This is a genomic window from Nonomuraea mangrovi, assembly GCF_042681425.1.
GTDB lineage: Bacteria > Actinomycetota > Actinomycetes > Streptosporangiales > Streptosporangiaceae > Nonomuraea > Nonomuraea mangrovi.
Map to the genome: position 1 here is coordinate 1 of NZ_JBHUFV010000041.1, position 25,585 is coordinate 25,585.

Consider the following 25,585-nt stretch of genomic DNA (forward strand, 5'->3'; position numbering starts at 1 on the left):
TTGGACAAGTACAAGGAGACGTCGCGGGGTGGTCTGGCGGTCAACGTCATCGAATGCTGACCGCGCGGACGTCGCGTCGTCCACGCCACCTCCGGGCCCGGTCGTCAGAAGAGCGTGAGCGGGTCGGCCGGCAGCGGCTCGGGTAGCGGCTCGAGTTCGGGCAGGCGGGTCCGCACGTCGTCGTGGAAGCGGCGGGCAAGCGTCAGCGCGTCGGCGTTGTCGGGAGTGTGGATGAACACGGTCGGTGAACGGCCCTCGCGCAGCCATTCGATGACCGTGCCGATCCACGGCTGCCAGCCCTCCACCGTGCGGGCCGTGGCGTCCCTGCCGAGGTAGCGGACGATCGGGCGGTCGGTGAGCGCGCGCGACCGGCGTGGCACGCGCGGCTTCTTCGTCCACGCGTCTCGTTCGGCGTCGCTGGTCGGCGGGCTCTGGAAGAGGGCGGTGGTGTCGAAGGGGATCCACTCGGCGCCGGTGGCCGCGAGCACGCGCTCGAGGAGCCGTTCGGATCGCGCGTCGTCGAAGAAGGCGCGGTGGCGGACTTCGACGGCGTACCTGTACGAGCGGGGCAGCCGGTGCAGAAAGCCCGCCAGAGTGCCGAGGTCGCTCGGAGCGAACGATCCCGGCAGTTGCACCCAGAGGGCGTGGGCTCTCGGTCCGAGCGGTTCGATCGCCTCCAGGAACGCGCGGAGTTCCTCGTCGATGCCGGTGAGGCGGCGCTCGTGCGTGATCGACTTGGGCAGCTTGACCACGAATCGGAAGTCGGGATCGGTCTGCCGTGCCCACGTCTCCACCGTGCTCCTGGCCGGTGTCGCGTAGAACGTCGTGTTGCCCTCCACCGCGTTGCACCAGTGCGCGTAGGCCCGCAGGCGCTCCCCGGGCGGGAGCGGGTGCGGCAGGAGCCGGCCCTGCCATGGCGCGTGCGCCCACATCGCGCATCCCACATGAAGCCGCATGAACTCGACGTTATCGAAGGTCCGCACGGGAAACGACCGCCCGGTAACCGTGCGCGGTGTTCGTGAGCGGCTCCCACCGCAGGGTGGGGCGGTGGACATGCGCTGCGTCGATCTGTCACTATTCCGGACATGATCGTTGGAAAGGACGACGCCACCTCCATCCGGTGAGCGTTCTGGTGCAGCGGGAAGCTGCCGCCATCCGTGAAGAATGGCTGGGCTGGGCGTTGTCGACGCTGCCCGCCGACCGTCCGGCCGCAGAGGCCGCCATCTCGGGGCTGTACCGCCTGATCGACCTTGCCCCGCCGCGTTTCCACTGGGTCTCCTCGCCGGTCGCGGCGCTGGTGACCGTCCCTCCCGGCATACGCCCGCGGCCTTCCGAGGCCGTCGAGCGCATGCCCGAATGGCCGCTGCCGGCACGCTTCGCCGCTCTGATGAGAGCGCTGTGCCGCGAACTCGACGGCCGGCTCCGATGGGTCCATCAGCCGATGGACCAGCTGATCCGCCTCAGGGTCCGCGGCTCGCTGTCGCGATCGGCCGACGGCACGGTCCGCAGGCCGCTCCGCCTGGCGGACGGCTCCGGGTCCCGCGCGAACAACCTCTGGTACGGCACGCAGTGCCCCTCCTGGGTCGCCCACTATGACGCCCTCCGCCGGGCGGCAGGCGTGGTCTTCACCCCCGAACAGACCCGGCATTTCGATCTGTGGGCGGCGGTGGCCCGGTCGTGCGGCTCGTGGTGGCCTCGTGAAGGCGTGTGCGTCGTGTCCGAGCGGCCGGTCAGCGTGCGCACGGAGGTGTGGGGCGTCGACGGCGAGGTGCGGCTGCACTGTCCGGACGGCCCCGCGATCCGGTACGCGGACGGATGGGACACGCACGCCTGGCACGGGACGACCGTGCCCTCCTGGGTGATCAAGGATCCGAGCGTCCAGCGGATCGCGGATGAGCCCAACGTCGAGGTCAGGCGGTGCGCCATCGAGCACATCGGCTGGGCCTCCTACATCGGCAGGGCCGGGCTGCGGCTGGTCGCCACCGCACCGGATCCCGGCAATCCTGGCGCGGACCTGCGGCTCTACGACCTGCGCGGGGAGACCAGGGTGCTCCTCGCGGTCAACGGGTCGGTCGAGCGCGACGGCCGCCGCCGTCAGTACGGGCTGACCGTGCCGGGATTCCTCGACGATCCGGTCGCCGCCGCGGCCTGGACCTACGGGCTGTCCGCCGAGCAGTACTCCCTTCTCGTCCGCCGAACCTGAGGTGATTCCCATGACCGTGACTCTCGCTTCGCTCTCCCAGCAGACCGGACTCGCCGTGCTCGACCACCTCGAGCGGTCGGTGAGCATCCCCGTCGTCGACGGGCTCCAGGCCCAGGGCGACCTCATCGTCATCCCGCTGTCCGTGATCGCGTCGTCCGTGAGGACATGGCCGAACGCCGAGTGGACGGACGTGCCCCCCGAGGGGGTCGAACTGCTTCGCGGCGGGGCAGGGGGCAACCCGCACACGCTCGTCGCCGACCCGGACACCTGCCGGTGGACGACCGACGTGTCGGACTCCGACGGGCTGGCGATCGGTGTCTTCGTGACCTCGGCCGTCGCCTACCTGCTGCATCCCGAGCACGGTGCCACGGGCTGTACGCCGGGTGCCTACGTCGTCAGGCGGCAGCGCGAGCGGGACGGCCGTAGGGCACGCCTGGTCGCGGACTGACGCCTGCGGCCTCTCCCATCAGGGTGTCGCCCGCGAGGGCGGCACCCTCCGCGCTCTCCGGGTCACTCGTCGGCCGTGAGCTCCTCGACCACGGAGCGGCGGGGTTCGTGCCTACTCGGCGGCCTCGACGAGCGCGCGGAAGAGCGAGCCGTCCTCCCCGGCCTCGGGATGCCACTGGACGCCCAGGACGAAGCGGTGGCCAGGCAGTTCGGCCGCCTCGATGGCGCCGTCGGCGGCGTGCGCGGTGGCGTGCAGCCCCGTGCCCAGGCGGCGGATCGACTGGTGATGGTAGTGGGGAACCGTCACGGTCTCCTCACCCACGATCCCGGCCAGGCGGCTGCCGGGAGTCACCGAGACCGGCATGTGCCCGAACTCGCCCGGTGCCGGGGCGTGCCCCGAATGCCCCACCACGTCGGGAAGATGCTGGTGCAGGCTGCCGCCGAGCGTGATGTTCAGCACCTGGAGCCCCCGGCAGATCCCCAGGAAGGGAAGCCCCGCCTTCAAGGCCGTGTCCGCCAGCGAGAACTCCGCCGAATCCCTGAACGTCCTGACGAATCCGGTGCGCTCGTGCGGCGTCTCGGCGTACCGCGTCGGGTCGATGTCACCACCGCCCGCCAGGATCACCCCGTCCAGCCTGCTCACGATCGACGCGGGATCACCGGCGGGAGGCAGGATCACCGGCTGCCCGCCCGCCCGCACCACCTGCTCCACGTACATGTACGGCAACAGCGCCGTCGTCATCTCCCACACCGTGAACTGCGCGGGCTCCACGTAGCAGGTAATGCCGATCAAGGGTCTGGTCATCAAAGCTCCTGCAGGCTCCTTCGTGCGGGAAGGGCCATCGTCCGGGGGTTCAGCTACCGTGCGGAGAGTGGCGCGAACAGTGAAGCGAGCCTACAAATATCGCTTCTCTCCCACTTCCTCAGGTAGACATCCTGTCGCGAACCTCCGGATGTGTGCGACTCGACCAGGACAGGGCACTCGATCTTCGTAGTACTTCCTCCTCCGCGCACGGCAGACGCATCTCCTACGCGGCGCGAGGAGCCGCGTTCCTTCGTCGGCCACGCTCGACCGGGATCTGTTCGTCCCGCGGAGCCCTGCGGGCGAGCATGCCGCTCGGCGTCCGGTCGTGGACGTGCTCCTGCGGCACGGTCCGCGACCGGGGCGTCAACGGGCGAAGGAAGGAGGCGCAGCCCCTCCTTCCTGGAGGGCAGGTCAGAGCGGGGTGACGTACGCTCCCGAGATGCCGCCGTCGACCAGGAACTCGGAGCCGGTGATGAACGACGCGTCGTCGGAGGCGAGGAAGGCGACCGCGGCGGCGATCTCTCCGGCCTCGGCGAAGCGGCCGAGGGGGATGTGGACCAGGCGGCGCTGGGCGCGCTCGGGATCCTTGGCGAACAGCTCCTGCAGCAGCGGGGTGTTCACCGGTCCTGGGCAGAGGGCGTTGACCCTGATGCCCTCGCGGGCGAACTGCACGCCGAGCTCCCTCGACATCGCCAGCACGCCGCCCTTGGAGGCGGTGTAGGAGATCTGGGAGGTCGCCGAGCCCATCACCGCGACGAACGAGGCGGTGTTGATGATCGAGCCCTTGCCCTGCCGCTGCATGTACGGGATGGCGTGCTTGCAGCAGAGGTAGACGCTCGTCAGGTTGACCTCCTGCACGCGCCGCCACGCCTCGATGCCTGTCTCCAGGATGGAGTCGTCGTCGGGCGGGGAGATGCCCGCGTTGTTGAAGGCGATGTCGACGCTGCCGTAGGTGTCGAACGCGGTCCGGTACATGGCGACCACGTCGTCCTCGTTGGTGACGTCGGCCCGCACGAACAGGCCGCCCACCTCGTCGGCGGCCTTCGCGCCCGTGGGCTCGTCGAGGTCGACGCAGACGACCTTGGCGCCCTCCTCGGCGAACCTTCGCGCGGTGGCCAGGCCGATTCCGCTGCCCGCGCCGGTGATGACGGCGACGCGGTCCTGCAAGCGCTGCATGTGTCCCTCTCTCGGTTGCTCTGTTTCGGTCCGTGGCCCGGTCAGTCGGTGGCGATGAAGACGTTCTTGGTCTCGGTGAAGGCGGCCAGGGCGTCGGGCCCGAGTTCCCTGCCGAGCCCCGACTCCTTGAAGCCGCCGAACGGCGTCCAGTACCGCACGCTGGAGTGCGAGTTCACGCTGAGGTTGCCGGCCTCCACCGCTCTGGCGACCCGCAGGGCCCTGCCGACGTCGCGGGTCCAGATCGAGCCGCTCAGGCCGTACCGGGTGTCGTTGGCGATCCGCACCGCCTCGGCCTCGTCCGCGAACGGCACGACCGACACCACGGGGCCGAAGATCTCCTCGGTGAACGCGCGGTCCGTCACGGACGGGGTGAGGACGGTCGGCGGGAACCAGAACCCCGGCCCGTCGGGGCAGGAGGCCTGCAGGTACGGCTCGCCGGAGACGAAGCCGCGCACCCGCTCCAGGTGCTCGGCGCTGATGAGCGGCCCCATCTCGGTGCTCTCGTCGAGCGGGTCGCCGACCTTGACGTTCATGACGGCCTGAGAGAGCCGTTCCATGAAGTCGTCGTAGACGGAGGCCTCGACGAGGATCCTGGACCTGGCGCAGCAGTCCTGGCCCGAGTTGTCGAAGACCGCGTAGGGGGCGCTGGCCGCGGCCTTGCCGAGGTCGGAGTCGGCGAAGACGATGTTGGCGGACTTGCCGCCCAGCTCCAGCGTGAGCCGCTTGACCTGGGTGGCGCACGTGGCGGCGATCTGCTTGCCGACCTCGGTCGAGCCGGTGAACACGATCTTGGCGACGTCCTGGTGCTCGACGAGGCGGGAACCGGCGACCGAGCCCGCGCCCGGCACCACTTGGAGCACGCCTTCGGGCAGGCCCGCCTCGAGGGCGAGCTCGGCCAGCCTGAGCGCGGTCAGCGGCGTGCACTCGGCGGGCTTGACGATCACCGTGTTGCCCGCGGCCAGCGCGGGGGCGACGCCCCACGTCATGATGACCATCGGGAAGTTCCACGGCACGATCACGCCGACCACGCCGAGCGGTTCGTGGAAGGTGACGTCCAGGCCGCCCGCCACGGGGATCTGCTGGCCGTGGTGGCGTTCGGGCGCCCCGGCGTAGAAGTGCAGCACGTCGCGGACGTTGCCCGCCTCCCAGCGAGCGTTGCCGACGGTGTGGCCGGCGCTGGCGATCTCCAGCTGGGCCAGCTCCTCGGCGTGCGCGTCGACCTGCTCGGCGAACCGCCTCAGCAGGCGGGCACGGTCGCCTGGGGAGACCTGCCGCCAGGTGTGGAAGGCGGACCTCGCCCGCTCCACCGCCCTGTCGATCTCCGCCGCGTCGGCCGGCTCGACCTCGGCGACGACGGCCTCGGTCGCCGGATTGATGATCTTCACAGTCTCTCGAATCCCCTGAACAGTTCCCAGTCGGTCACCGCCGCGTCGAAGGCGGCGAGTTCGACGCGGGCGTTGTTGGCGTAGTGGGCCACGACGTCCTCGCCGAAGCACTCGCGGGCCAGCTTCGACCCTTCCCACAGCGCGAGCGCGTCACGCAGTGTGTGCGGCACGGTTTCGGCGCCGCTGGCGTAGGCGTTGCCTGTGAACGGCTCCTCCAGCGGCAGTTCGTTGTCGATGCCGTGCAATCCCGCCGCGATGAGCGCGGCCACCGCGAGGTAGGGGTTCACGTCGCCGCCCGGCACCCGGTTCTCGACGCGCAGGGAGGGTCCGTGCCCCACGAGACGGAGCGAACACGTGCGGTTATCCACACCCCACTTTATTGCGGTCGGTGCAAAACTGCCCGGTACGTACCGCTTGTAGGAGTTGATGTTCGGCGCGTAGAGAAGGGTGAGTTCCCGCAGGCAGGCGAGCTGTCCCGCGATGAACCTGGCTCCCGTTTCCGACAGCCCGTACGGCTGGCTCCCGGCCATAACCGGTGAGTTGTCCACAGACCTCAGCGAGATGTGGATATGGCAGGAATTGCCCTCGCGCTGGTTCGGCTTGGCCATGAAGGTGATCGACTTGCCCTCCTGGGCGGCGATCTCCTTGGCGCCGTTCTTGTAGATCGAATGGTTGTCGCAGGTGCGCAACGCCTCGTCGTAGCGGAAGGCGATCTCGTGCTGGCCGAGGTTGCACTCGCCCTTGGCCGACTCGACGTACATGCCCGCGCCCTCCATGTCGCGCCTGATGCGGCGCAGGAGGGGTTCGATGCGGGCCGTACCGAGGAGCGAGTAGTCGACGTTGTAGAGGTTGGACGGCGTCAGGTCCCGGTAGGCGCGCCGCCACGCCTCCTCATAGCTGTCGTCGTAGACCACGAACTCCAGTTCGGTGCCCACGTAGGCGGCCAGGCCGCGCTCTTGGAGCCTGGCGAGCTGCCTGCGCAGGATCTGCCGGGGCGAGGCGACGACGTCGGAGCCGTCCTCCCAGGTGAGGTCGGCCATGAGCATGACCGTGCCCTCCTGCCATGGGACGCGCCGCAAGGTCGTCAGATCGGGCTTCATCACGAAATCGCCGTAACCGCGGTCCCACGACGACATCTCGTAGCCATTGACGGTATTCATGTCGACATCGACGGCTAGGAGGTAGTTGCACCCCTCGGAGCCGTGGTGTAGCACCTCGTCAAGGAAGAATCGTGCGGACAGGCGCTTGCCCTGCATCCTGCCCTGCATGTCGACCAGGGCCAGCAGGACGGTGTCGACCCGTCCCGCGGCCACCTCTTCGCGCAACTCATCCGGTGAAAGGAACCCAACCGCCACAGTCACCCTCCCTGTTATTGGGCTAGTGTTAGACCATTGATAAGCCGCAGTCAAGACCTCTGCCGAGGGGGGCCATGAACCCGTTGACGGTGTTGCGCCCGGTCAGGGCGGGCAATGCCTTCGAGGAGACCGTGGAACGCCTACTCCAGGCGATCAAACTGGGCATGGTCGCCCAGGGTGAAAAACTCCCTCCCGAACGGGAGCTCGCCGTACAGCTGGGGATCAGCAGGGTGACCCTGCGCGAGGCCATCCGCGCGCTCCAGGACGCGGGCTACCTCGACGTCCGGCGGGGCAGGTACGGCGGCGCCTTCGTCATCTACGCCCCGCCCAGGCCCGGCAGCACCGACCTGCGTCAGGCGGTCGCCGAGATGGGCACCGACTCGATCGCCGACGCGCTCACGTTCAGGATGGCCGTGGAGTGCGGGGCCGCCCAGGTGCTGGCCAGCACGCCGCTGTCGGAGCGGCAGCGCTCGGTGCTGCTCGGCCGCCTCACGGACCTGAACGCGGCGGGCCCCGAGGAGTACCGCAGGCTCGACACGGCCTTCCACCTGTCGATCGCCGAGCTGACCGGCTCCGGCCTCCTCGCGGCCACGTGCGCGGACGCGCGGCTGCGGGTGACCGACCTGCTGAACGCGATCCCGATGCTGCAGGTCAACATCGACCACGCGGCGACCCAGCACGAGGCCATCGTCGCCGCCATCCTCGACGGAGATCCCGAAGCGGCCCGCCGCGCCGTCGCCGAGCACCTGGAGGGCACCGCCGCCCTCCTGCGCGCCTTCCTCGCCTGAACCGTCGCGGGCGGTGTCCCGCTTCCGGCGCCCGGGCCGACCTAGACCAGGGTGAGGCCGCCTTCGGTGCCGATCTCGTGAACGGTGCCGTCGGGCCAGGTGAGGGTGGCTCGGGTGCCGTCCAGGCGGAACACCGGCGGCGCTTCGGCGACGGGCGCAGCGGAGAGCGTGACGAGGCAGGCGAACAGGGCCCCGCTCTCGAGGACGACGCCGTCCAGCGCGGGGACGAGCGCGTCGGGGCCGAGGACGGTGCCGCCGGACGCCTTCAGCTCCGTGGCGCCGGTGAAGCCGTGCAGGGGCAGCAGACCGCTGGTCAGCTCGCCCGTGACGGCCCAGCCCGTCTGGCGGACGGCGGTGCCCGAGGGCGCGGTGACGCGGTGGAGACGGACCTCGTGCGGGCCGTGGACCATGCTGACGGACTCGATCAGCGTCGTGGGCGTCGGGCGGCAGGAGGAGGCGGCCCAGCCCCGCCCCGCGCCCATCGGGGTGATGGGACCGCGCGGGGTGACCTCGCCGTCGATCACCAGGCCGACGTGGTTGTCGGCGGGCACGTCCTGGCCGGCCGCTGCAGATCCGCCGGGCGCGTTCCTACGGGTATCGGCGGCCGATCCGGCGGACCCGGGCGTGGTCGGGCCCGTGCGGGTGGAGTAGGCCATGCGCTGGTAGAGCGGATCGTCGGGCCCGCCTCCAGGCGGCTGGTGGTCGCTGCCGTGGTTGACCAGCCTGACCAGACCGTCGGCCGCCGTCGAGTGGATCAGCAGCCCGGGGCCGGGCAGGCCGATCGCCTGGTCGGCGCGCTCTGCGGGCCCGGGCTCCTCCACCGAGGTCCACGCCGGATGGTCGGGCGGCAGCAGGAGCCCGAGGAACCCCTTCGAGGCCCAGTACGGCGAGGCCGACCCCGAGTACGGCTGCAGCGAGGGCTCGTGCGGGCCGTACCAGCCGAGAGTCAGCAGCCCTTCGCGGGACAGCGCCCTGCCGTCCGACAGGAAGTGGCTCGCCGCGCCGCTGGCCAGCCGGCGGGCGGTGCCGGGGGAGTAGGGGGAGACGCCGAGCAGTTCGCCCGCCCACACCGGCGCGGCGGCCGCGAAGCGGTAGATGACCGATCTGCCGTGGTAGACGGGGGAGCCGTTGGCGTCGAAGGCGGCGCCGTAGTTGGTCAGGAACGCGCGCAGCCGCGAGGCGTACGGCTCGGCAGGGCCGCCGAGGTAGGCGTGAAGGGCCGGGTAGAGGTGCATGGCCCAGCCGTTGTAGTGGTCGAAGTTGCGCCCGACGCCGTCGCGGTACCAGCCGTCGCCCTCGTACCAGCCCTCGATCCTGGCGAGGCCGCGCTCGGTGGCGCCGAGGTCGTCGAGGCCGAGGTCGCGGAAGAGCCCCGCGACGGTGACGGGGAACAGGTGCCAGTTGTTGTCGGCGGTCTCGCGGGTCAGCGCGTCGCCCAGCCAGGCGAGGGTCCGTTCCTGGACGGAGGCGGGCAGCCCGTCCCACAGCCGGTCACGGGTCAGCCGCAGCCCGATGGCGATGGAGGCGGCCTCGACGATCGGCTGGCTCCTGTCGACGATCGGCTGCCACGACCCGAGCGGTCCCGTGGCCAGCCCCTCCGCGTACGGCTCCAGCAGCGCGGGGTCGCCGCCGCCCGCGACGCGGAAGGCGGCCAGCAGGAACGTCCTGGCGTATCCCTCGAGCCCGTCGCACCGGGACCAGCTGGCCCGCCCTGGCAAGTCGATCAACGAGCGATCATGGGAGCGGTACGGTTCGACGGCGGCGAGCAGGCCGTCGGCCGCGGCCTCCCAGTGGGCACGCGTCCATCCGGTGTAGGGGCTGAGCGATCGGTCGTCATCGGGAAGGGTCAGCACACGGTCTCCAGGTGATGATCGAACGAAAGAAACGTTCACGAACGAAAGTTACCTCGCTAGGATCGGACGCGTCGAGTGTTAGGAGTCTCCCTTGTTCGTCGAGCAACGCCATGAGTTCATCCTTCGCGAGGTGCGCGAGCGCGGCTCCGTACGGCTGGCCGACCTGGTCGAGCGGCTGGACGTGTCGATGGTCACGCTGCGCAGGGACGTCGAGCACCTGGCGGGCCAGGGGCTGGTCAACAGGGTCCACGGCGGCATCACCCTGCCCCAGGAGGTGGCCAGGCCGGTGAGCGAGCGGTCGCTCGCCATCGGGATGCTGGTCCCCTCGGCCACGTACTACTACCCGAGCGTGATCAAGGCCGCTCGCGACAGGGCCCGTGACCTGGGCGCGCGGCTGGTGCTCGGGGTCTCCCGCTACGACGACGAGGAGGACCGCAAGCAGGTCAACCAGCTGATCGGCGGAGGGGCGGAGGGGCTGCTGCTCACGCTCAGCAGGCAACCTGACGACTCGCACGTGGAGTGGCTCGCGGGGCTCGGCGTGCCCGCCGTCCTGGTGGAGAGGGTGGCGGAGCTGGGCGGTCCCGCGTCCTTCCTCGACGCGGCCGCCTCCCACCACGCCCATGGCGCCTTCCTCGGCACCAGGCACCTGGCCGAGCTGGGGCATCGCAGGGTGGCGATGGTGAGCCGCAGCAGCCCCACCGCGCCGAGGGTGCGCCTGGGGTTCCTGGCCGCGGTACGCGATCTGGGCCTGGACACGCCCGGCGAGCTCGGCATCGAGCAGGAGGGGCCGTCGGACGAGCAGGTCGCCCAGGTGGTGGCGGCCATCAGGTCAGGTGGGGTGACGGGCCTGCTGGTCCACAACGACGAGGACGCGCTGCTGCTGGTGCAGCACCTGCGGCTCGCCGGTGTGCGGATCCCGCACGACGTGTCGATCGTGGCCTACGACGACGAGGTCGCCGCGCTCAGCGATCCGCCGCTGACCGCCGTCGCCCCGCCCAAGGCGGCGGTCGGCCGCAACGCCGTCGACCTGCTGGTACGCCGGATCGAGCAGGGCTCCGTCATGCCTGGCCAGCACGTCGCGCTGCTGCCCGAACTGCGGGTGCGTGAATCGACGGCTCCGCGCGCCTGAGTGTTTCGCGTTCATTTCGTTACTGATCGATATCTAGACAAAGCTTCATTTGTGAGCGAATGATGCTCTAGCGATCGGAAACGATTAGGAGCAATCATGGAACGCAAGCGCGCCGCCGCCGGCATCGCCGGCCTGCTGGCCGGTATGACCCTCCTCGCGGCCTGTGGCGGCGGCAGCGGCGAATCCGCACCCGCGTCCGGCGAAGCGGGCAAGCCCGCCCAGGTCACCTTCTGGGGCTGGGCCAAGGGCACGCAGCAGGTCGTCGACGCCTTCAACAAGTCGCACAAGGACATCCAGATCACGTTCGAGGAGATCCCCTCCGGCAACGCCGGAGGCTACGCCAAGTTCTCCAACGCCGTGAAGGCGGGCAACGCGCCCGACGTGATGTCCATCGAGTACCCCCAGCTCCCCGACTTCGTGAACCAGGGCGCGCTCCAGGACCTCACCGCCGACGTCGCCGACGTGAAGGCCAAGTACCCCGCCAGCGTCTTCAGCCTCGTCGAGCTCGGCGGCAAGACCTGGTCGGTGCCGATGGACGCGGCTCCGCAGGTGTTCTTCTACCGCAAGGACCTGTTCGAGAAGAACAAGATCGAGGTCCCGAAGACCTGGGACGACTTCAAGGCCGCGGCCGAGAAGGTGAAGAAGGCCGACGACAAGGCGCGCATCGCCACGTTCTTCCCCGACGACCCCAGCGTCCTGGCCGCCCTCTCGTGGCAGGCGGGCGGAAAGTGGTTCGGCGCCGAGGGCGACGCGTGGAAGGTCTCCATCGACGACGAGGCCACCAGGAAGGTCGCCGACTACTGGCAGGGCATGGTCAAGGACGACCTCGTCAAGGTGCAGCCCTCCTTCAGCCAGGAGTGGAACGCCGCCTTCGAGGACGACACGCTGTGGGGCTACGTCGGCGCCAACTGGGGCGCGGGCGTCATGAAGGGCAACCACGCCGGCCAGTCGGGCAAGTGGGCCATCGCGCCCATCCCGCACTGGGGCACGCCCGCCAGCGGCATGCTCGGCGGCACCACCTTCGGCGTCGCCAAGAACAGCAAGAACACCAAGGCCGCCGTCGAGGTCATCAAGTGGCTGACCGGATCCCCCGAGGCCTGGACGGCCCGCCTGTCCTCCGGCACTTCCAGCGGCTTCCCCGCGATCGCCGACCTGGTCCCTGTGGCGGCCAAGAGCTTCGACGCCTCCTACTACGGCGGACAGGACATCTACGCGCTGTTCACCGAGGCGTACGGCACCATCCAGCCCGGCTGGACGTGGGGGCCGAGCATGGTGCAGACGCTGACCTCCTTCAAGGACGCGCTCGGCAAGGTGAGCACCGGCGGGACGACGATCCCCGACGTGCTGGCGACCGTCCAGGCCGCGACCGTCGGCGAGATCAAGGGCCGCGGGCTCAACGTCGCCCAGCAGTAGCCCGTACGGCGCGACCCCTCGCGCGTGGCGAGGGGTCCCCGGCGGGCGGGGGCCTGCCGTACCAGACAGCGAAGAAGAGGTGGAGATGACGACCGGCACACCAGAGACGCAGGCGCGGGGCCCGGGCGAGGCCTGGCGCAGGCGGGGGGCGATCCTACTCTTCGTCGGCCCGTTCTTCGCGCTGTTCGCCGCGGTCATCGTGGCCCCGCTGGCGTACGCGGTCTACCTGAGCCTGTTCAGCGAGAAGTCGTCCGGCCTGGGCTTCGGCGGGGCCGAGACGGTCTTCGTCGGGCTCGGCAACTACCTCGACACGCTCAAGGACCGGGCCTTCACCGACGGCTTCCTGGTGATCCTCGGATACTGCGTGCTCTACATCCCGCTGATGATCGGCGGCGCGCTCGCCCTCGCGCTGCTGCTCGACTCGGGCCTGGCGAGGGCGAGGAAGTTCTTCCAGCTCGCCCTGTTCATGCCGCACGTCGTGCCGGGCGTGATCGCGGGCCTGATCTGGCTCTACCTCTACCTTCCCGGCATCAGCCCCATCGTGGACCTGCTCGGCGGGGCCGGCTTCCTCGCCGGCGACAAGGTCCTCGGCTCGGTGGTCAACATCGCGCTGTGGGAATGGGTCGGCTACAACATGATCATCTATTTCGCCGCGCTCCAGGCCATCCCCGCCGAGGTGCTGGAGGCGGCCAGGATGGACGGCGCGGGCGCGGTCAGGACCGCCCTGTCGGTCAAGGTGCCGCTGATCCGCGGCGCGGTCATCACCACGGTGCTGTTCACGATCATCGGCTCGCTGCAGCTGTTCACCGAGCCCATGGTGCTCGACAACGTCAGCGACGGCATCGTCAGCACCTGGACCCCGAACATGTACGCCTACAACGAGGCTTTCGGCAACAACGACTACGGCCAGGCGGGGGCCGCCTCGATCATCCTCGCGCTGCTGGCCGCCGTGCTCTCCTACGTCGTCACCAGGTGGGGTAACCGTCGATGAAGTGGATGTCGCGCGCGACGGTCAACGCCCTCCTGATCGTCGCCACCCTCTACACGCTGCTGCCGCTGACGTGGCTCCTGTTCGCCTCGACCAAGTCCCTGTCGGACCTGTACTCGACGCCCGGCTTCGCCTTCGGCGACTTCAACCTGATCGCCAACATCCGGGCGGTCGGCGCCGAGAACGGCGGCATCTTCTTCCGCTGGTACCTCAACAGTGTCCTGTACGCGGGCATCGGCGCGGCGGTGAGCTCCTTCATCACCGTCATGTGCGGCTACGCCTTCGACAAGTACGAGTGGCTCGGCAAGGAGAAGCTGTTCGGCCTGGTGCTGCTCGGCGTGCTGGTGCCGACCACGGCCACGGCGCTGCCGCTGTACCTGCTGGCCTCCAGGGCCGGTGTGGTCAACACGTTCTGGGCGGTCTTCATCCCGGTGCTCGTCCACCCGTTCGGCGTCTATCTGGCGCGGGTGCTGTCGTCCGGCTACGTGCCCGGCGAGGTGCTGGAGGCGGCCAGGTCGGACGGCGCGGGCGAGATCAGGACCTTCGCGCGGGTCGCGCTGCCCATGCTGATGCCCGCCTACGTGACGATCTTCCTGTTCCAGTTCACCGCCATCTGGAACAACTTCTTCCTGCCCCTGGTGATGCTCAACGACCAGAACCTCTATCCGCTCAGCCTGGGCCTGTTCAGCTGGGAGAAGCAGGGCAACGCCTTCCCCGAGTTCCACAGCCTGGTGATCACCGGATCGCTGCTGTCGGTGGTGCCGCTGCTGCTGGTGTTCATGTCGCTGCAGCGTTTCTGGAAGGCCGGCATGACGGCGGGCAGCGTCAAGTGAACGACTTCTCGGGAGAGCACGTGACAAGGCCGAAGACCCTCGTCGCCATGAGCGCCGACGTCGCCGAACGCCTCATCGACGGCCAGGTCAGGAGCCGTCTCGCCATGATCGCCGATGTCGACGCCGACCTGGTCGTCCATGACTTCGCGCAGGTCGACCTGTCGCGGGTGGAGGTCCTCTACACCTCGTGGGGCTGCCCGCCGATCACCGCCGAGGTGCTGGCGAGGGCGCCCAGGCTGCGCGCCGTCGTGCACGCCGCGGGCTCGGTCAAGCACCACGTGACCGACGCGGTCTGGCAGCGCGGCATCGCCGTCTCCTCCGCCGCGGCGGCCAACGCCGAACCGGTCGCGGAGTTCACGCTCGCCGCCATCCTGTTCGCCAACAAGCGGGTCATCGACATCGCCCGCCGCTACCGGGGCAGCAGGAGCCACGACGACTGGGACGTCCGCTTCCCCGGGTTCGGCAACTACCGCAAGACCGTCGGCGTCATCGGCGCCTCCAGGATCGGCCGCAGGGTGATCGAGCTGCTGCGCCCGTTCGACCTGGAGGTGCTGGTCAGCGACCCCTACCTGACCGAGGACCTGGGCGTCGCGCACGTCGGGCTCGACGAGTTGGTCGGCCGCTCCGACGTGGTCAGCGTGCACGCGCCGGACCTGCCGGAGACCCGCCACATGATCGACAGGGCTCGCCTGGCGCGGATGCGCGACGGGGCGACCCTGATCAACACCGCGAGGGCGGCGCTCGTCGACCAGGACGCGCTCACCGCCGAGCTCGTCTCCGGACGGCTGTTCGCCGTCCTCGACCACACCGAACCCGAGTTCCTGCCCGCCTCCTCGCCCCTCTACGGCCTGGACAACGTCCTGGTCACTCCGCACATCGCCGGTTCGCTCGGCGGGGAGCTGGCCCGCATGGCCGACCTCGCGCTCGACGAGCTGGCCAGGTACGCCCGCGGCCTGCCGTTCGAGCACGCCGTGGAGCCCGCGAGCCTGTCCCGCTCCGCCTGACCGCTCACGCTGCACCGAACCCCCCAGAAAGGACCCGCATGCGCCTGTCCCTCAGATGGGCCGCGGCGACGGCACTGGCCGTCGCCGCGACCGGCCTCGCCGCCACCCCGGCGGCGGCCGCGCCGGCCCGCAACGTCTTCGTCGACTGCCAGGCCCCCGACGGCGGCTCGGGCGGGGACGCCGCCTCCGCGATCAACAACCTGGCCGCGATCAACGCGATGGAGCTCGGCCCCAAGACCACGATCAAATTCAGGGCCGGAACCGTATGCGTGGGCCGCCTGGAGCCGAAGGGCTCGGGAAGCGCCGCCCACCCGATCCTGTTCACCTCCTACGGCGAGGGCCCCAAGCCGATCATCCAGGGCGACGGCGGGGAGTGGGCCGTCCACCTGGTCGACAACAGCCACGTCACCATCGAGAAGCTGCACGTCACCAACCCCGCGCCCGTCACCGCCAAGCGGACCGGCATCCAGTACAACTCGACGACCCCCGAGCCCAAGGCCGGGCTCGTCCTGCGCGACCTGGAGATCTCCGACGTCGCGGGCTGGGGAAACAAGACGGGCGCCAACTCCGGCTGGTTCGCCTACTCCGCGGGCATCAGCGTCCAGGCGCTGCCCGAGGGTCAGGTCGGCTACCTCGACGGCATCACCGTCACCGGCAACTACATCCACGACACCGGTGGCGGCGGCATCAAGATCAGTCGCAAGGGCACGGACTACCACAAGAACGTCTACCTCGCCCGCAACACCATCCGCGCGGTCGGCGGCGACGGCATCGTCGTGCACGCCTCGGACCGGCCGCTGATCGAGCACAACCTGTTCGACGAGGGCGGCGCCGGCAAGTACCCCTACGTCGACGGCAACTTCGCCGGCATGTGGCCGATCAACTCGGTCGACCCCGTCTTCCAGTACAACGAGGTCACCAGGCAGCGCCCGACGATCTTCGACTCCACGGCTTGGGACTGCGACGGCGGCATCAAGGGCTCCTGCGTCTACCAGTACAACTACTCCCACGACAACGCGGGCGGGTTCTACCTGGGCTGCCAGAGCTGCACCGAGTTCCCCAACTACCGGGCGACCGCCATCCTGCGTTTCAACATCGCCCAGGACGACTGCAGGATCGCGGGCAACGCGGCGGGGGACAACGCCAGCCCGCTGTGGATCTACAACAACACCTTCTTCTGCGCCTCGCAGAAGGTGGACTGGGCGGTGCCGACCGGCAACTCCAGGATCGCCAACAACATCATCCACGCCCCCTCCGGCACCCTGCCGACGGCCGCGGGCATCACCTACGACGCCAACGTCTACCACGGAGGCGTGAGCGCGCCCGCCTCCGACGCCAGGGCGATCACCGCCGACCCGGGGCTCGCCGCTCCCGGCACCGCCACCGGCTACGGCGACGTGGACGGCTACAAGCTGCTCGCGGGCTCGCCCGCCCTCGGCTCGGGCTCCCTCGTCGAGGGAGTGGGCGGGCGCGACTACTTCGGCAACCCGATCGAGGGCGCCGTCTCGCGCGGCGCCTACAACGGTGCAGGCGTCCCGCCCGTGGTCCACGAGTCGATCGAGAGGGCCTACAACAACGTCGCCGTCAGCTCCGACCTCAACCCCAACACCGGCGGCTTCTCCACCAGCGGGCGCAGCTACTCGGGGCAGGGCCTGGAGAAGGCGGGGCTGGTCCCCGGCAGGACGGTCACCGTCCTCGGCGCGGACTTCGTCTGGCACCCCCGCCCGTACGGCTGGACCGACAACGTGAAGGCGGCGGGGCAGACGATCGCGCTCCACGGCCAGGGCGCCAGGCTCGTGCTCCTCGGGGCCGGGGCGTTCAAGGTGCGCGAGGGCGTCTTCAAGGTCGCCTACACCGACGGGACGGTGGAGGAGAAGACGGTGAGATTCGGCGACCAGTGGGACGCGACCGCGCCTGAGGGAGGCGTCGTCGTGGCCCGCGCGAGCTACCACAACAGGACCCAGACCAGCTACAAGAACCCGGCGACGGGACAGACCACCGAGTCGGGGGTGTCGGTGTTCGGCTACGCCGTGCCGCTCGACCCGGCCAGGACCGTCGCCACCGTGACGTTGCCCGCGGGCAGCCCGCTGGCCGACGCGGGCTTCCACGTCTTCGACATGAAGATCGCGAGCTGACGCCATGAGGAGCACCACGACAAGGGCCGCGCTCGTCCTGGCGGTCGCCGGAGTCGCCGCCCTGGTCGTGGTGCTCACCCGCGCCTGGTCCGCGGACGCCGCTCCGCCAGGCCCGCCCGCCTTCGCCGGGGTGTCCACTCCGCCGGGCCTGCCCGCCTCCGCCGGCGTTTCCGAGGTGCTCGGGATCCGGCCCGCGGACAGGGTCACGGTCGTCGAGGGCGAGCCGGTGGTGGGGGCCGAGGTGCTGAGGGCGGCCGACACCGTTCGCGCCGAGGTGATCTCCGAGTTCGCGCGGCACGGCCTGGCGCTCGGCCCCGGCTTCTGGGAACGGCCGCACGAGGGGGTCACGCCGCGTCGGGCGCTCAGGGAGAGGGCGGTGCGCGCCGCCGTGCTCGACAAGGTCAGGCGGGTATGGGCACGGGAGGCGGGCCTGCTCGGCGACGTCAGCGAGGAGGGCTTCCAACGCGAGCTGGCCGCCGAGAACCGGCGGCGTGCCCAGGCCGCCCGCGAGGGACGGCCGCTGCCCGGCGTGCCCTCCTACGACCAGTACACCTACGCGGGCGTGCGCGCGGCCGAGCTCGACTCCGCGCTCAGCAAGATCCACGCCGCCGGGCTCGACCTGTCGGACCGGCGGCTGCGCGAGCAGTACGGGCGGATGGCGGGCAAGGACGCGCCGCCGTTCGAGCGGGCCCGCGAAAACGTCCGCCGCGCCGTGGTCGTTCAGGAGTATCTCAAGGCGCTGCGGGCCCGCGCTGGGTAGCCTGATTTACAGGTACATGGGGGACTGGGTCAGGGAACGGATCGTCGACACAGGACGGCTGCCGCTGTTCTGTTTCTTCGTCGCGCTCATCGTCACCTTCGTCGCCACCCGCATCAACGTCAGGCTGATCCGGGCCAAGATCGGCTGGTTCCGCAACATCAGCGTCGGCGAGATGCACATCCACCACGTCGTGTTCGGCGTGGTGCTCATGCTGATCGGCGGGGTCAGCGGGCTCGTCACCGCGGCCTCCGCGGTGGCGGCCGCGGTCTTCGGCATCGGCGCGGCGCTCGTGCTCGACGAGTTCGCGCTCATCCTCCACCTGCACGACGTCTACTGGGAGGAGGAGGGGCGCGCCTCCGTCGACGCCGTCTTCGTCGCCATCGCGGTCACCGGGCTGCTGCTGATCGGGCTGCGCCCGCTGACCTGGGAATACGGCGGCGTCGCGCCCTGGTGGCTCCTGCTCGGCAACCTGGTGCTCGCGGTTATCACGCTGCTCAAGGGCAAGATCTGGACAGGGCTGGTGGGTCTGTTCGTGCCCCCGCTGCTGGTGGTCGGCGCGATACGGCTGGCCCGCCCCGCCTCGCCGTGGGCGCACTGGTTCTTCGCGGTCAAGTCGCCTCGCAAGATGGCCACGGCGATGCGCCGCGAGCAGCGCTGGCGCAGACCGGCGATCCAAGCCAAGATCGCGGTCCAGGAGTTCGTCTCGGGACGGCACGATCTTCCCTCGACCAGGAAGCGGCGTGGGCATAATTGAGGGCATGAGGTCCAGGTGAGACTTCCCGCCTTCCACGCGCGGCTGCTCGAGGCCACGCTGGACGCCCGCGAAGGCCACGGCCTGCTGCTGGCCGGCGGTCACGCGATGAACGCCCACGGGCTCACCGACCGGCCGAGCGACGACCTCGTACTGGTGACCGGCCACGGGGCCCCGGTGTCCGCGGTCGCCGAGGACCTGGCGGCCGAGCTGCGACGGCACGGTTTCTCCCTGACGGCCTTCGACGTGTCCGAGCGCGTGGCCCGGATGGTCGTGCGCGACGAGGTCAGTGGCGAGAGGTGCGCGGTCAGCCTGCTCAAGGAGGCGCTCAGGGACCGGCCGCTGACGCTGGAGCCGTACCGCCTGGTGGGGCAGGACGACGCCGTCGCGCTCAAGGTGCGGGCGCTGCACGGGCGGGGGCTGCCCAGGGACTTCATCGACGTCGCGGCGGCGGCCGAGCGCTACTCCTTCCGCGAGCTCGAACGCCTCGGCGCGGCGTACGAGGAGGACTGGCTGCTCGACGACCTGATCCAGCGGCTTGAGAGCGTCGACCTGCTGGCCGACGAGGCGTTCACCGCCTACGGCGTCGACGAGGAGCGGCTGCACGAGATCAGGCGGTTCGCCTACGCCTGGGCCGAGGAGATCAAGCTGCGCCGCGCCGACGACGGCGACGCCGAACACGACGTCCCTGACGTCCCCGAGGTCGACTGAGCCGAGCGTCAACTGTAGTTGACATACTTTGGTCGTCAATCTAAGTTGACGGGTGCGGAATCCATGCGCTCGCGCGTTGCATCCACCAGAGGCGCCAATCAGGGGAATGTGGGTGATTTCCCTGAGCGTGCGCCCAGGCGCGGCGACGCAGGATGTCAGTGGACTTGTCTGATCGGGACGGAGTGACGGTGAGCGGCGACAACCGCGAGACAGGGCAGGGCGCCGATGGGGAGAAGTCACCCGTCAGGCTCCTGCTGGCCTATATCAGGCCGCACAGGAAGATCTTAGTCGCAGGCGGGTTGCTCGGCCTGGTGGGCTCGGCCGCGGGACTGGCGATGCCACTGCTGGCCAAGTACGTCGTCGACGCCTTCGGCGCGGAGCGGTCGATGGCGGGCCCGCTGGTCGCGCTGACGATCGCCGTCGTCGTCGGCGCGGTCGTCTCCGCCGGCGGCACGTACCTGATGGAGCGCACGGGCGAGGGCATCGTGCTGAGCGCCAGGCGCAGGCTCGTCGCCAGGATGCTGCGGCTGAAGGTCGCCGACGTCGACCGGCTCAAGCCCGGCGACCTGCTGTCCAGGGTCACCGGCGACACCACTCTGCTGCGTTCGGTGCTCACCAACGGCATCGTCGACTCGATCGGCGCGGTCTTCATGCTGATCGGCGCGATCGTCATGATGGCGCTGATGGACGGCGTGCTCCTGCTGGTCACGCTGCTGGTCGTGGTCGTGATCGGCGGTATGACCGGGCTGATCATGCCGCGCATCCAGAAGGCGCAGCACCAGGCCCAGGAGGCCGTCGGCGAGATGGGCGCGGTGCTCGACAGGGCGCTGCAGGCCTATCGCACGGTCAAGGCGAGCGGCGCCGAGGAGCGTGAGGTCGAGGTCGTCGGCGCGGCGGCCGCGCAGGCGAGGGACCGAGGGCTGCAGGTCGCCGGATGGACCTCGCTGGCCGGGGTCTCGACGTGGATGGCGGTGCAGATCGCCTTCCTGTGCGTGCTGGCCGTGGGCGGCGCTCGGGTCGCCTCGGGCGCGCTGGAGGTCTCGGCGCTGATCGCCTTCCTGCTCTACCTGTTCTACCTCGTCGCTCCGATCGGCCAGCTGGTCGAGGGCGCGGTGCAGCTGCAGAACGGCCTGGCCGCGCTCAAGCGCATCCGCGAGATCGAGGACCTGCCGGGCGAGCCGGACGGCCAGGCCGTGGCGGTGGGGCAGGCCGGGGGCGACCCCGTGGGCCTGCGGTTCGAGGACGTGGTGTTCAGATACGGCGAGGATCGCGCTGCCGTCCACGACGGGGTGAGCTTCGAGGTGCCCCCGGGAGGGCTGACCGCGCTGGTCGGACCGTCGGGCGCGGGCAAGTCCACGGTGTTCGCGCTCATCGAGCGCTTCTATGAGCACCAGGAGGGCCTGATCACGGTAGGCGGCGTGGACATCCGCGACTGGCCGCTGGCCGACCTGCGGGCCGCGCTCGGCTACGTCGAGCAGGACGCGCCGGTGCTGGCGGGGACGCTGAGGGAGAACCTGCTGTTCGCCGCGCCCGAGGCCACCGAGGAGGACCTGCGGGGCGCGCTGACCCGCACCCGCCTCGACGATCTGGTGGCCAGGTTGCCCGAGGGGCTCGAGACGCCGGTGGGACACCGCGGCGTGCTGCTGTCCGGCGGCGAACGCCAGCGCGTGGCCATCGCGAGGGCGCTGCTGCGCAAGCCGCGGCTGCTGCTCCTGGACGAGGCCACCTCGCAGCTCGACGCGGTCAACGAGCTGCGGCTGCGCGAGGTGATCGCCGAGGTGGCGACGGAGACGACGGTGCTGGTGATCGCGCACCGGCTGTCCACCGTGACCAACGCCGACCGGATCGTGGTGATGGAGTCGGGCGGCGTGCGAGCCGTCGGCACGCATGCCGAGCTGGTCGGAAGCGACGACCTGTACCGCGAGCTCGCGGCCACCCAGTTCCTCGTTTCATGATCGTTGATCGTTAACGATCTGGGCGGGTTCCGGACATCCGGAACCCGTCTCCTGTTATGGAGGGAAACCGACGGTCGGGTCGGGCCCCGTCACGGTGTCCGGCAGGGGCCGCTGCATCCTCGTCCAGGCCAACGTCTCCGACAAGAACGCCAACTGGGCCAACTACACCAGCCCGGTCTTCCACTGCGGGTGATTTGCTACGTTCCTCCCCTTTGGGAGTGAAGCGATTGGCAAGGATCGGTATCGCGGGGTGCTGCTCGCCGGGTCGGCCGTGACGCTCACCGGCAGCCCCGCGATGGCCGCGAAGGGCCCCTGAAGCTCCATGGCAAGGGTCGACGCATCGCCACCTCGGCCGTCACCCAGCCCGGCAGCGACGAGGCCGTCAGGGCGACGCCTGGCTTCCACCGCTGATTCGTGTGTACGGCTCGCGCGGACCGTACGGCTCCTGGAGACTCCCCTGTATCGCCTCCAGAAACCGTTGTTGTGGACGAACCGAATGCCCCCTCAGGCGAGATCAAGTCCAGCACTCCGCGCGGCGAAGTGTCATGCAGTTTCAGTCTCACCCGAATAACCCAGCTATACCGGGATATATCGGGTCGACAATTTAATTTTCAGGCTTTTGCAAGCGCCCGCGGGAAGACTGCCACCCATGGCGGGCGGCATATTGCGGATCATTTTCACCGGTGACGATCTCGCACGCGTGCGGATCGCCGCCAGGGCCGACCCGCTGTGGGAGCTGGTGGCCAGCCTCCACCGCTTCCAGGCGGGCGACGGCGGCGCGGCCATGACCGAATGGCGGCGCAGGGCGCGGGCCGGCCTGGCCGAGGCAGGGCTGCTGCAGGACGTGCGCAGGCTGCTCGTGCCGCTCGCCCCTCGCGCGGCCTACTTCCCCGACTTCCTCACCCCGTTCGCGGCGCAACAGGGCCTCGAGGAGGGCATCCAAGCCATCATCGACACGCCGAGCGCCAGGGTGCGGCGCGAGCTCCACCTGCTCAAGACCGGGCACGGGCTGCCGTCGCACCTGGAGAGCCTCGCGAGCGACCGCGAGGCACTGCGCAGGGTGGCCACGGTCGCGGCCGGATACTTCCACACGGCGCTCGGCGAGCACTGGGGCGAGGTGGAAAGGGCCGTCGGCCAGGACCGCGGCACCAGGGTCAGGCACCTTGCCGAAGGCGGGGTCGAGGGCATGTTCAACCAGCTGTCGTCCTCGATTCGCTGGCGCGCCCCCGTGCTGGAGGTCGACTACCCGGCGGGCGACCGCGAGCTGCGCCTGCGCGGGCGGGGGCTGACGCTCATCCCCTCCTACTTCTGCAGGAACGCCCCCGTCACGCTGGCCGACCCCGGCCTGCCGCCCGTGCTCGTCTACCCCGTCCCGCGCACCGGCGTCAGCGAGCGGGGGACAGGAGGGGACGCGCTGGCCGAACTGCTGGGCAAGACGAGGGCGGAGGTACTGCGGTGCGTCGCGCTCGCGCCCGGCTGCAGCACCACCGAGCTGGCGCGTCGCGCGGGCGTGCCCGTCTCCAGCGCCAGCGAGCACGCCAGGGTCCTCCGACAGGCGGGACTGATCGCCAGCACCCGCCACGCGAACCTCATGCTGCACCAGACCACCGAGTCAGGCGACGCGCTGCTGCGCGGCACCCGCTGACATCCAGGCATTCTGAGCTCTGTCACTCTTGATCTCGGGAGGTCGTATGTCGCTGTGGAAGAAGATCGGCCTGGGCCTGGCGGCCGCCGTGGTGCTGTTCATCGTCGCCCTCGTGGTGGCGGTCCTCGTGCCGGGCGGGTGGAAGTTCTCCCTTGTCGTGCTGGGTGTGCCGGCGGTGGCGGGCTGGATCTGGTTCCAGGTGATCATGGAACACGACCCGTCATCCCGCCGTGAGGAGATGCCGCCTCCCGGCTCCCGCTGGGACGAGCGCACCGAACGGTGGCAGCCGCCGCATCCCCCTTACCGGCGACCAGGCGAGGGCGGGGGTCGGTGAGGGGGGCAGGCGATGTACTCTTCGAGTGACATAGATGAATATGTTCATTCAGGAGGGAAGAGGCATGAGCCGTACCGTGCGCGCGCCGCGAGGCACCACGCTCACCGCCAAGGGCTGGCCGCAGGAGGCCGCGCTCCGGATGCTCCAGAACAACCTGGACCCGGAAGTCGCCGAGCACCCCGAGCAGCTGGTCGTCTACGGAGGTTCGGGCAAGGCCGCGCGCGACTGGCCCTCGTTCGACGCCCTGACCCGCACGCTCACCACCCTCGAGGGTGACGAGACGCTGCTGGTGCAGTCGGGCAGGCCCGTCGGCGTGTTCCGCACGCACGAGTGGGCGCCGCGCGTGCTCATCGCCAACTCCAACCTCGTCCCCGACTGGGCCAACTGGGAGGAGTTCCGCCGCCTCGAGGCCGCGGGCCTGACCATGTACGGCCAGATGACGGCCGGCTCCTGGATCTACATCGGCACGCAGGGCATCCTGCAGGGCACCTACGAGACGTTCGCCGCCGTGGCGGACAAGAAGTTCGGCGGCTCGCTGGCCGGCACCATCACGCTGACCGCGGGGCTCGGCGGCATGGGCGGCGCCCAGCCGCTGGCCGTCACCATGAACGGCGGGGTCGCCATCTGCATCGACTGCGACCCGCGCAGCGTCACCCGCCGCATCGAGCACCGCTACCTCGACGTCGAGGCCGCCACGCTCGACGAGGCCCTGCGGCTGGCCTATGAGGCCCGCGACCAGCGCAGGCCGCTGTCCATCGGCGTCGTCGCCAACGCGGCGGAGGCCGTGCCCGAACTGCTGGCGCGCGGCGCCGAGATCGACATCGTGACCGACCAGACGTCGGCGCACGACCCGCTGATGTACCTGCCGCTCGGCGTCGCCTTCGACGACATGGCGGCCGAGCGCGACAAGGATCCTGCCGGGTTCACCGCCAAGGCGCGCGAGTCGATGGCCAGGCACGTCGAGGCCATGGTCGGGTTCAAGGACGCGGGTGCCGAGGTCTTCGACTACGGCAACTCCATCCGCGGCGAGGCGCAGCTGGCCGGCTACACCAGGGCCTTCGACTTCCCCGGCTTCGTGCCCGCCTACATCAGGCCGCTGTTCTGCGAGGGCAAGGGCCCGTTCCGCTGGGCGGCGCTCTCCGGCGACCCCGCCGACATCGCGGCGACCGACCGGGCGATCCTCGAGCTCTTCCCCGAGAACGAGGCGCTGGCCAGGTGGATCAGGATGGCGGGGGAGAAGGTCCACTTCCAGGGGCTGCCCGCCCGGATCTGCTGGCTCGGGTACGGCGAGCGGCACCTCGCGGGCGAGCGCTTCAACGACATGGTGGCCTCGGGCGAGCTCCAGGCGCCGATCGTCATCGGGCGCGACCACCTCGACTGCGGGTCCGTCGCGTCGCCGTACAGGGAGACGGAGGCGATGGCGGACGGGTCGGACGCGATCGCGGACTGGCCGCTGCTGAACGCCATGCTGAACACGGCGTCGGGCGCTGCGTGGGTGTCGATCCACCACGGCGGCGGGGTCGGCATCGGGCGCTCGATCCACGCGGGCCAGGTGACGGTCGCGGACGGGACCGCCCTGGCCGGGGAGAAGCTGAACAGGGTCCTCACGAACGACCCGGGGACGGGCGTCATGCGGCACGTGGACGCGGGCTACGACGAGGCGGCGGCGGTCGCCGACGAGCGCGGCGTCCGCATCCCGATGCGCGAGTCCTGACCTCCCTCCGGTCTCGCCCGGGCGCCGGAGCCCGGGCGAGACCGGCCCGGTCCGCGGACCCTGGAAGAGCGGCCCCCGGAAGAGCGGACCCTGGAAGACGGGTGCCGCCGGCGGGGCGCGGCGGCTCCAGGCCGCCGACAGGGCCGGTTTCCCGATCTCCGAGAGGGGCCGGAGGGGAAGGGGTTCCTGGCGGGCGGGAAG

At 70.2% G+C, this 25,585-nt stretch carries 22 protein-coding genes; 16 read left to right on the plus strand and 6 right to left on the minus strand.

All coding sequences use genetic code 11. The features are described from left to right. Nucleotides 1-104: 104 nt before the first annotated feature. The gene (locus ACFSKW_RS27215; RefSeq protein WP_379575291.1) at nt 105-956 is read right to left on the minus strand and encodes a DUF72 domain-containing protein; all 852 of its coding nucleotides are present in this window, start codon (nt 954-956) and stop codon (nt 105-107) included. Nucleotides 957-1,120: 164 nt separating this feature from the next. Between ACFSKW_RS27215 and ACFSKW_RS27220 the strand changes: the two genes are divergently transcribed. Continuing rightward, nucleotides 1,121-2,203: a DUF6745 domain-containing protein gene (locus ACFSKW_RS27220; protein ID WP_379575292.1), complete on the plus strand. Its 1,083-nt coding sequence runs from the start codon at nt 1,121-1,123 to the stop codon at nt 2,201-2,203. A gap of 10 nt (nt 2,204-2,213) precedes the next feature. After that, nucleotides 2,214-2,651, plus strand: a complete 438-nt coding sequence (locus ACFSKW_RS27225; RefSeq protein ID WP_379575293.1) for a hypothetical protein — start codon at nt 2,214-2,216, stop codon at nt 2,649-2,651. A gap of 111 nt (nt 2,652-2,762) precedes the next feature. Here the strand turns inward: ACFSKW_RS27225 and ACFSKW_RS27230 are convergent, their stop codons facing one another. The 4 genes from ACFSKW_RS27230 to ACFSKW_RS27245 all read right to left on the minus strand — a co-directional run bounded on the left by ACFSKW_RS27230 (nt 2,763) and on the right by ACFSKW_RS27245 (nt 7,371). Beyond that, the gene (locus tag ACFSKW_RS27230) at nt 2,763-3,455 is read right to left on the minus strand and encodes a gamma-glutamyl-gamma-aminobutyrate hydrolase family protein (protein ID WP_379575294.1); all 693 of its coding nucleotides are present in this window, start codon (nt 3,453-3,455) and stop codon (nt 2,763-2,765) included. 411 nt (nt 3,456-3,866) lie between these two features. Beyond that, entirely contained in the window at nt 3,867-4,631 is a 765-nt protein-coding gene (locus ACFSKW_RS27235) for a 3-oxoacyl-ACP reductase (protein WP_379575295.1), read from the minus strand. 41 nt (nt 4,632-4,672) lie between these two features. Next, nucleotides 4,673-6,016: an aldehyde dehydrogenase family protein gene (locus ACFSKW_RS27240; protein WP_379575296.1), complete on the minus strand. Its 1,344-nt coding sequence runs from the start codon at nt 6,014-6,016 to the stop codon at nt 4,673-4,675. Beyond that, nucleotides 6,013-7,371, minus strand: coding sequence for a glutamine synthetase family protein (locus ACFSKW_RS27245; RefSeq protein WP_379575297.1), 1,359 nt, complete (start codon nt 7,369-7,371; stop codon nt 6,013-6,015). Before ACFSKW_RS27245 ends, ACFSKW_RS27240 begins: the two co-directional genes overlap by 4 nt. Before the next feature lie 74 nt (nt 7,372-7,445). Here ACFSKW_RS27245 and ACFSKW_RS27250 point away from each other — a divergent pair, with 74 nt between their 5' ends. Next, complete coding sequence (locus ACFSKW_RS27250) at nt 7,446-8,159, plus strand: FadR/GntR family transcriptional regulator (protein WP_379575298.1); 714 nt, start codon at nt 7,446-7,448, stop codon at nt 8,157-8,159. A 41-nt stretch (nt 8,160-8,200) separates the two neighbouring features. Here ACFSKW_RS27250 and ACFSKW_RS27255 read toward each other — a convergent pair whose 3' ends face one another. Further along, nucleotides 8,201-10,012, minus strand: coding sequence for a DUF2264 domain-containing protein (locus ACFSKW_RS27255; RefSeq protein WP_379575299.1), 1,812 nt, complete (start codon nt 10,010-10,012; stop codon nt 8,201-8,203). Between the two features lie 91 nt (nt 10,013-10,103). On the opposite strand from ACFSKW_RS27255, the gene ACFSKW_RS27260 reads away from it, so the two are divergent. The 13 genes from ACFSKW_RS27260 (at nt 10,104) to hutU (ending at nt 25,384) form a co-directional block, all read left to right on the plus strand. Beyond that, nucleotides 10,104-11,141 (plus strand): substrate-binding domain-containing protein, encoded by a 1,038-nt coding sequence (locus tag ACFSKW_RS27260; RefSeq protein WP_379575300.1) that lies wholly within the window; start codon nt 10,104-10,106, stop codon nt 11,139-11,141. 96 nt (nt 11,142-11,237) lie between these two features. After that, entirely contained in the window at nt 11,238-12,554 is a 1,317-nt protein-coding gene (locus ACFSKW_RS27265) for an ABC transporter substrate-binding protein (protein ID WP_379575301.1), read from the plus strand. An 85-nt stretch (nt 12,555-12,639) separates the two neighbouring features. Next, entirely contained in the window at nt 12,640-13,545 is a 906-nt protein-coding gene (locus tag ACFSKW_RS27270; protein WP_379575302.1) for a carbohydrate ABC transporter permease, read from the plus strand. Continuing rightward, a complete protein-coding gene (locus tag ACFSKW_RS27275) occupies nt 13,542-14,375 on the plus strand; it encodes a carbohydrate ABC transporter permease (RefSeq protein ID WP_379575303.1) in 834 nt (277 codons plus the stop codon). Before ACFSKW_RS27270 ends, ACFSKW_RS27275 begins: the two co-directional genes overlap by 4 nt. A 20-nt stretch (nt 14,376-14,395) precedes the next feature. Beyond that, complete coding sequence (locus ACFSKW_RS27280) at nt 14,396-15,379, plus strand: hydroxyacid dehydrogenase (RefSeq protein WP_379575304.1); 984 nt, start codon at nt 14,396-14,398, stop codon at nt 15,377-15,379. A gap of 38 nt (nt 15,380-15,417) precedes the next feature. After that, nucleotides 15,418-17,514 carry a right-handed parallel beta-helix repeat-containing protein gene (locus tag ACFSKW_RS27285; protein ID WP_379575305.1) on the plus strand — a complete coding sequence of 699 codons (2,097 nt, stop codon included), beginning with the start codon at nt 15,418-15,420 and terminating at the stop codon, nt 17,512-17,514. Nucleotides 17,515-17,518: 4 nt separating this feature from the next. Then, entirely contained in the window at nt 17,519-18,274 is a 756-nt protein-coding gene (locus tag ACFSKW_RS27290; RefSeq protein ID WP_379575306.1) for a hypothetical protein, read from the plus strand. A 16-nt stretch (nt 18,275-18,290) separates the two neighbouring features. Then, nucleotides 18,291-19,028 carry a hypothetical protein gene (locus tag ACFSKW_RS27295; protein ID WP_379575307.1) on the plus strand — a complete coding sequence of 246 codons (738 nt, stop codon included), beginning with the start codon at nt 18,291-18,293 and terminating at the stop codon, nt 19,026-19,028. Nucleotides 19,029-19,043: 15 nt separating this feature from the next. Beyond that, nucleotides 19,044-19,736 (plus strand): nucleotidyl transferase AbiEii/AbiGii toxin family protein, encoded by a 693-nt coding sequence (locus tag ACFSKW_RS27300; RefSeq protein WP_379575308.1) that lies wholly within the window; start codon nt 19,044-19,046, stop codon nt 19,734-19,736. A gap of 188 nt (nt 19,737-19,924) precedes the next feature. Next, nucleotides 19,925-21,691 carry an ABC transporter ATP-binding protein gene (locus ACFSKW_RS27305; protein ID WP_379575309.1) on the plus strand — a complete coding sequence of 589 codons (1,767 nt, stop codon included), beginning with the start codon at nt 19,925-19,927 and terminating at the stop codon, nt 21,689-21,691. Nucleotides 21,692-22,340: 649 nt separating this feature from the next. Continuing rightward, on the plus strand, nt 22,341-23,336 hold the full coding sequence (locus ACFSKW_RS27310) for a winged helix-turn-helix domain-containing protein (protein WP_379575310.1): 996 nt from the start codon (nt 22,341-22,343) through the stop codon (nt 23,334-23,336). Nucleotides 23,337-23,382: 46 nt separating this feature from the next. Beyond that, nucleotides 23,383-23,670 (plus strand): hypothetical protein, encoded by a 288-nt coding sequence (locus ACFSKW_RS27315; RefSeq protein WP_379575311.1) that lies wholly within the window; start codon nt 23,383-23,385, stop codon nt 23,668-23,670. Nucleotides 23,671-23,734: 64 nt separating this feature from the next. Then, entirely contained in the window at nt 23,735-25,384 is a 1,650-nt protein-coding gene (gene hutU, locus ACFSKW_RS27320; RefSeq protein ID WP_379575312.1) for a urocanate hydratase, read from the plus strand. Nucleotides 25,385-25,585: the final 201 nt, after the last annotated feature.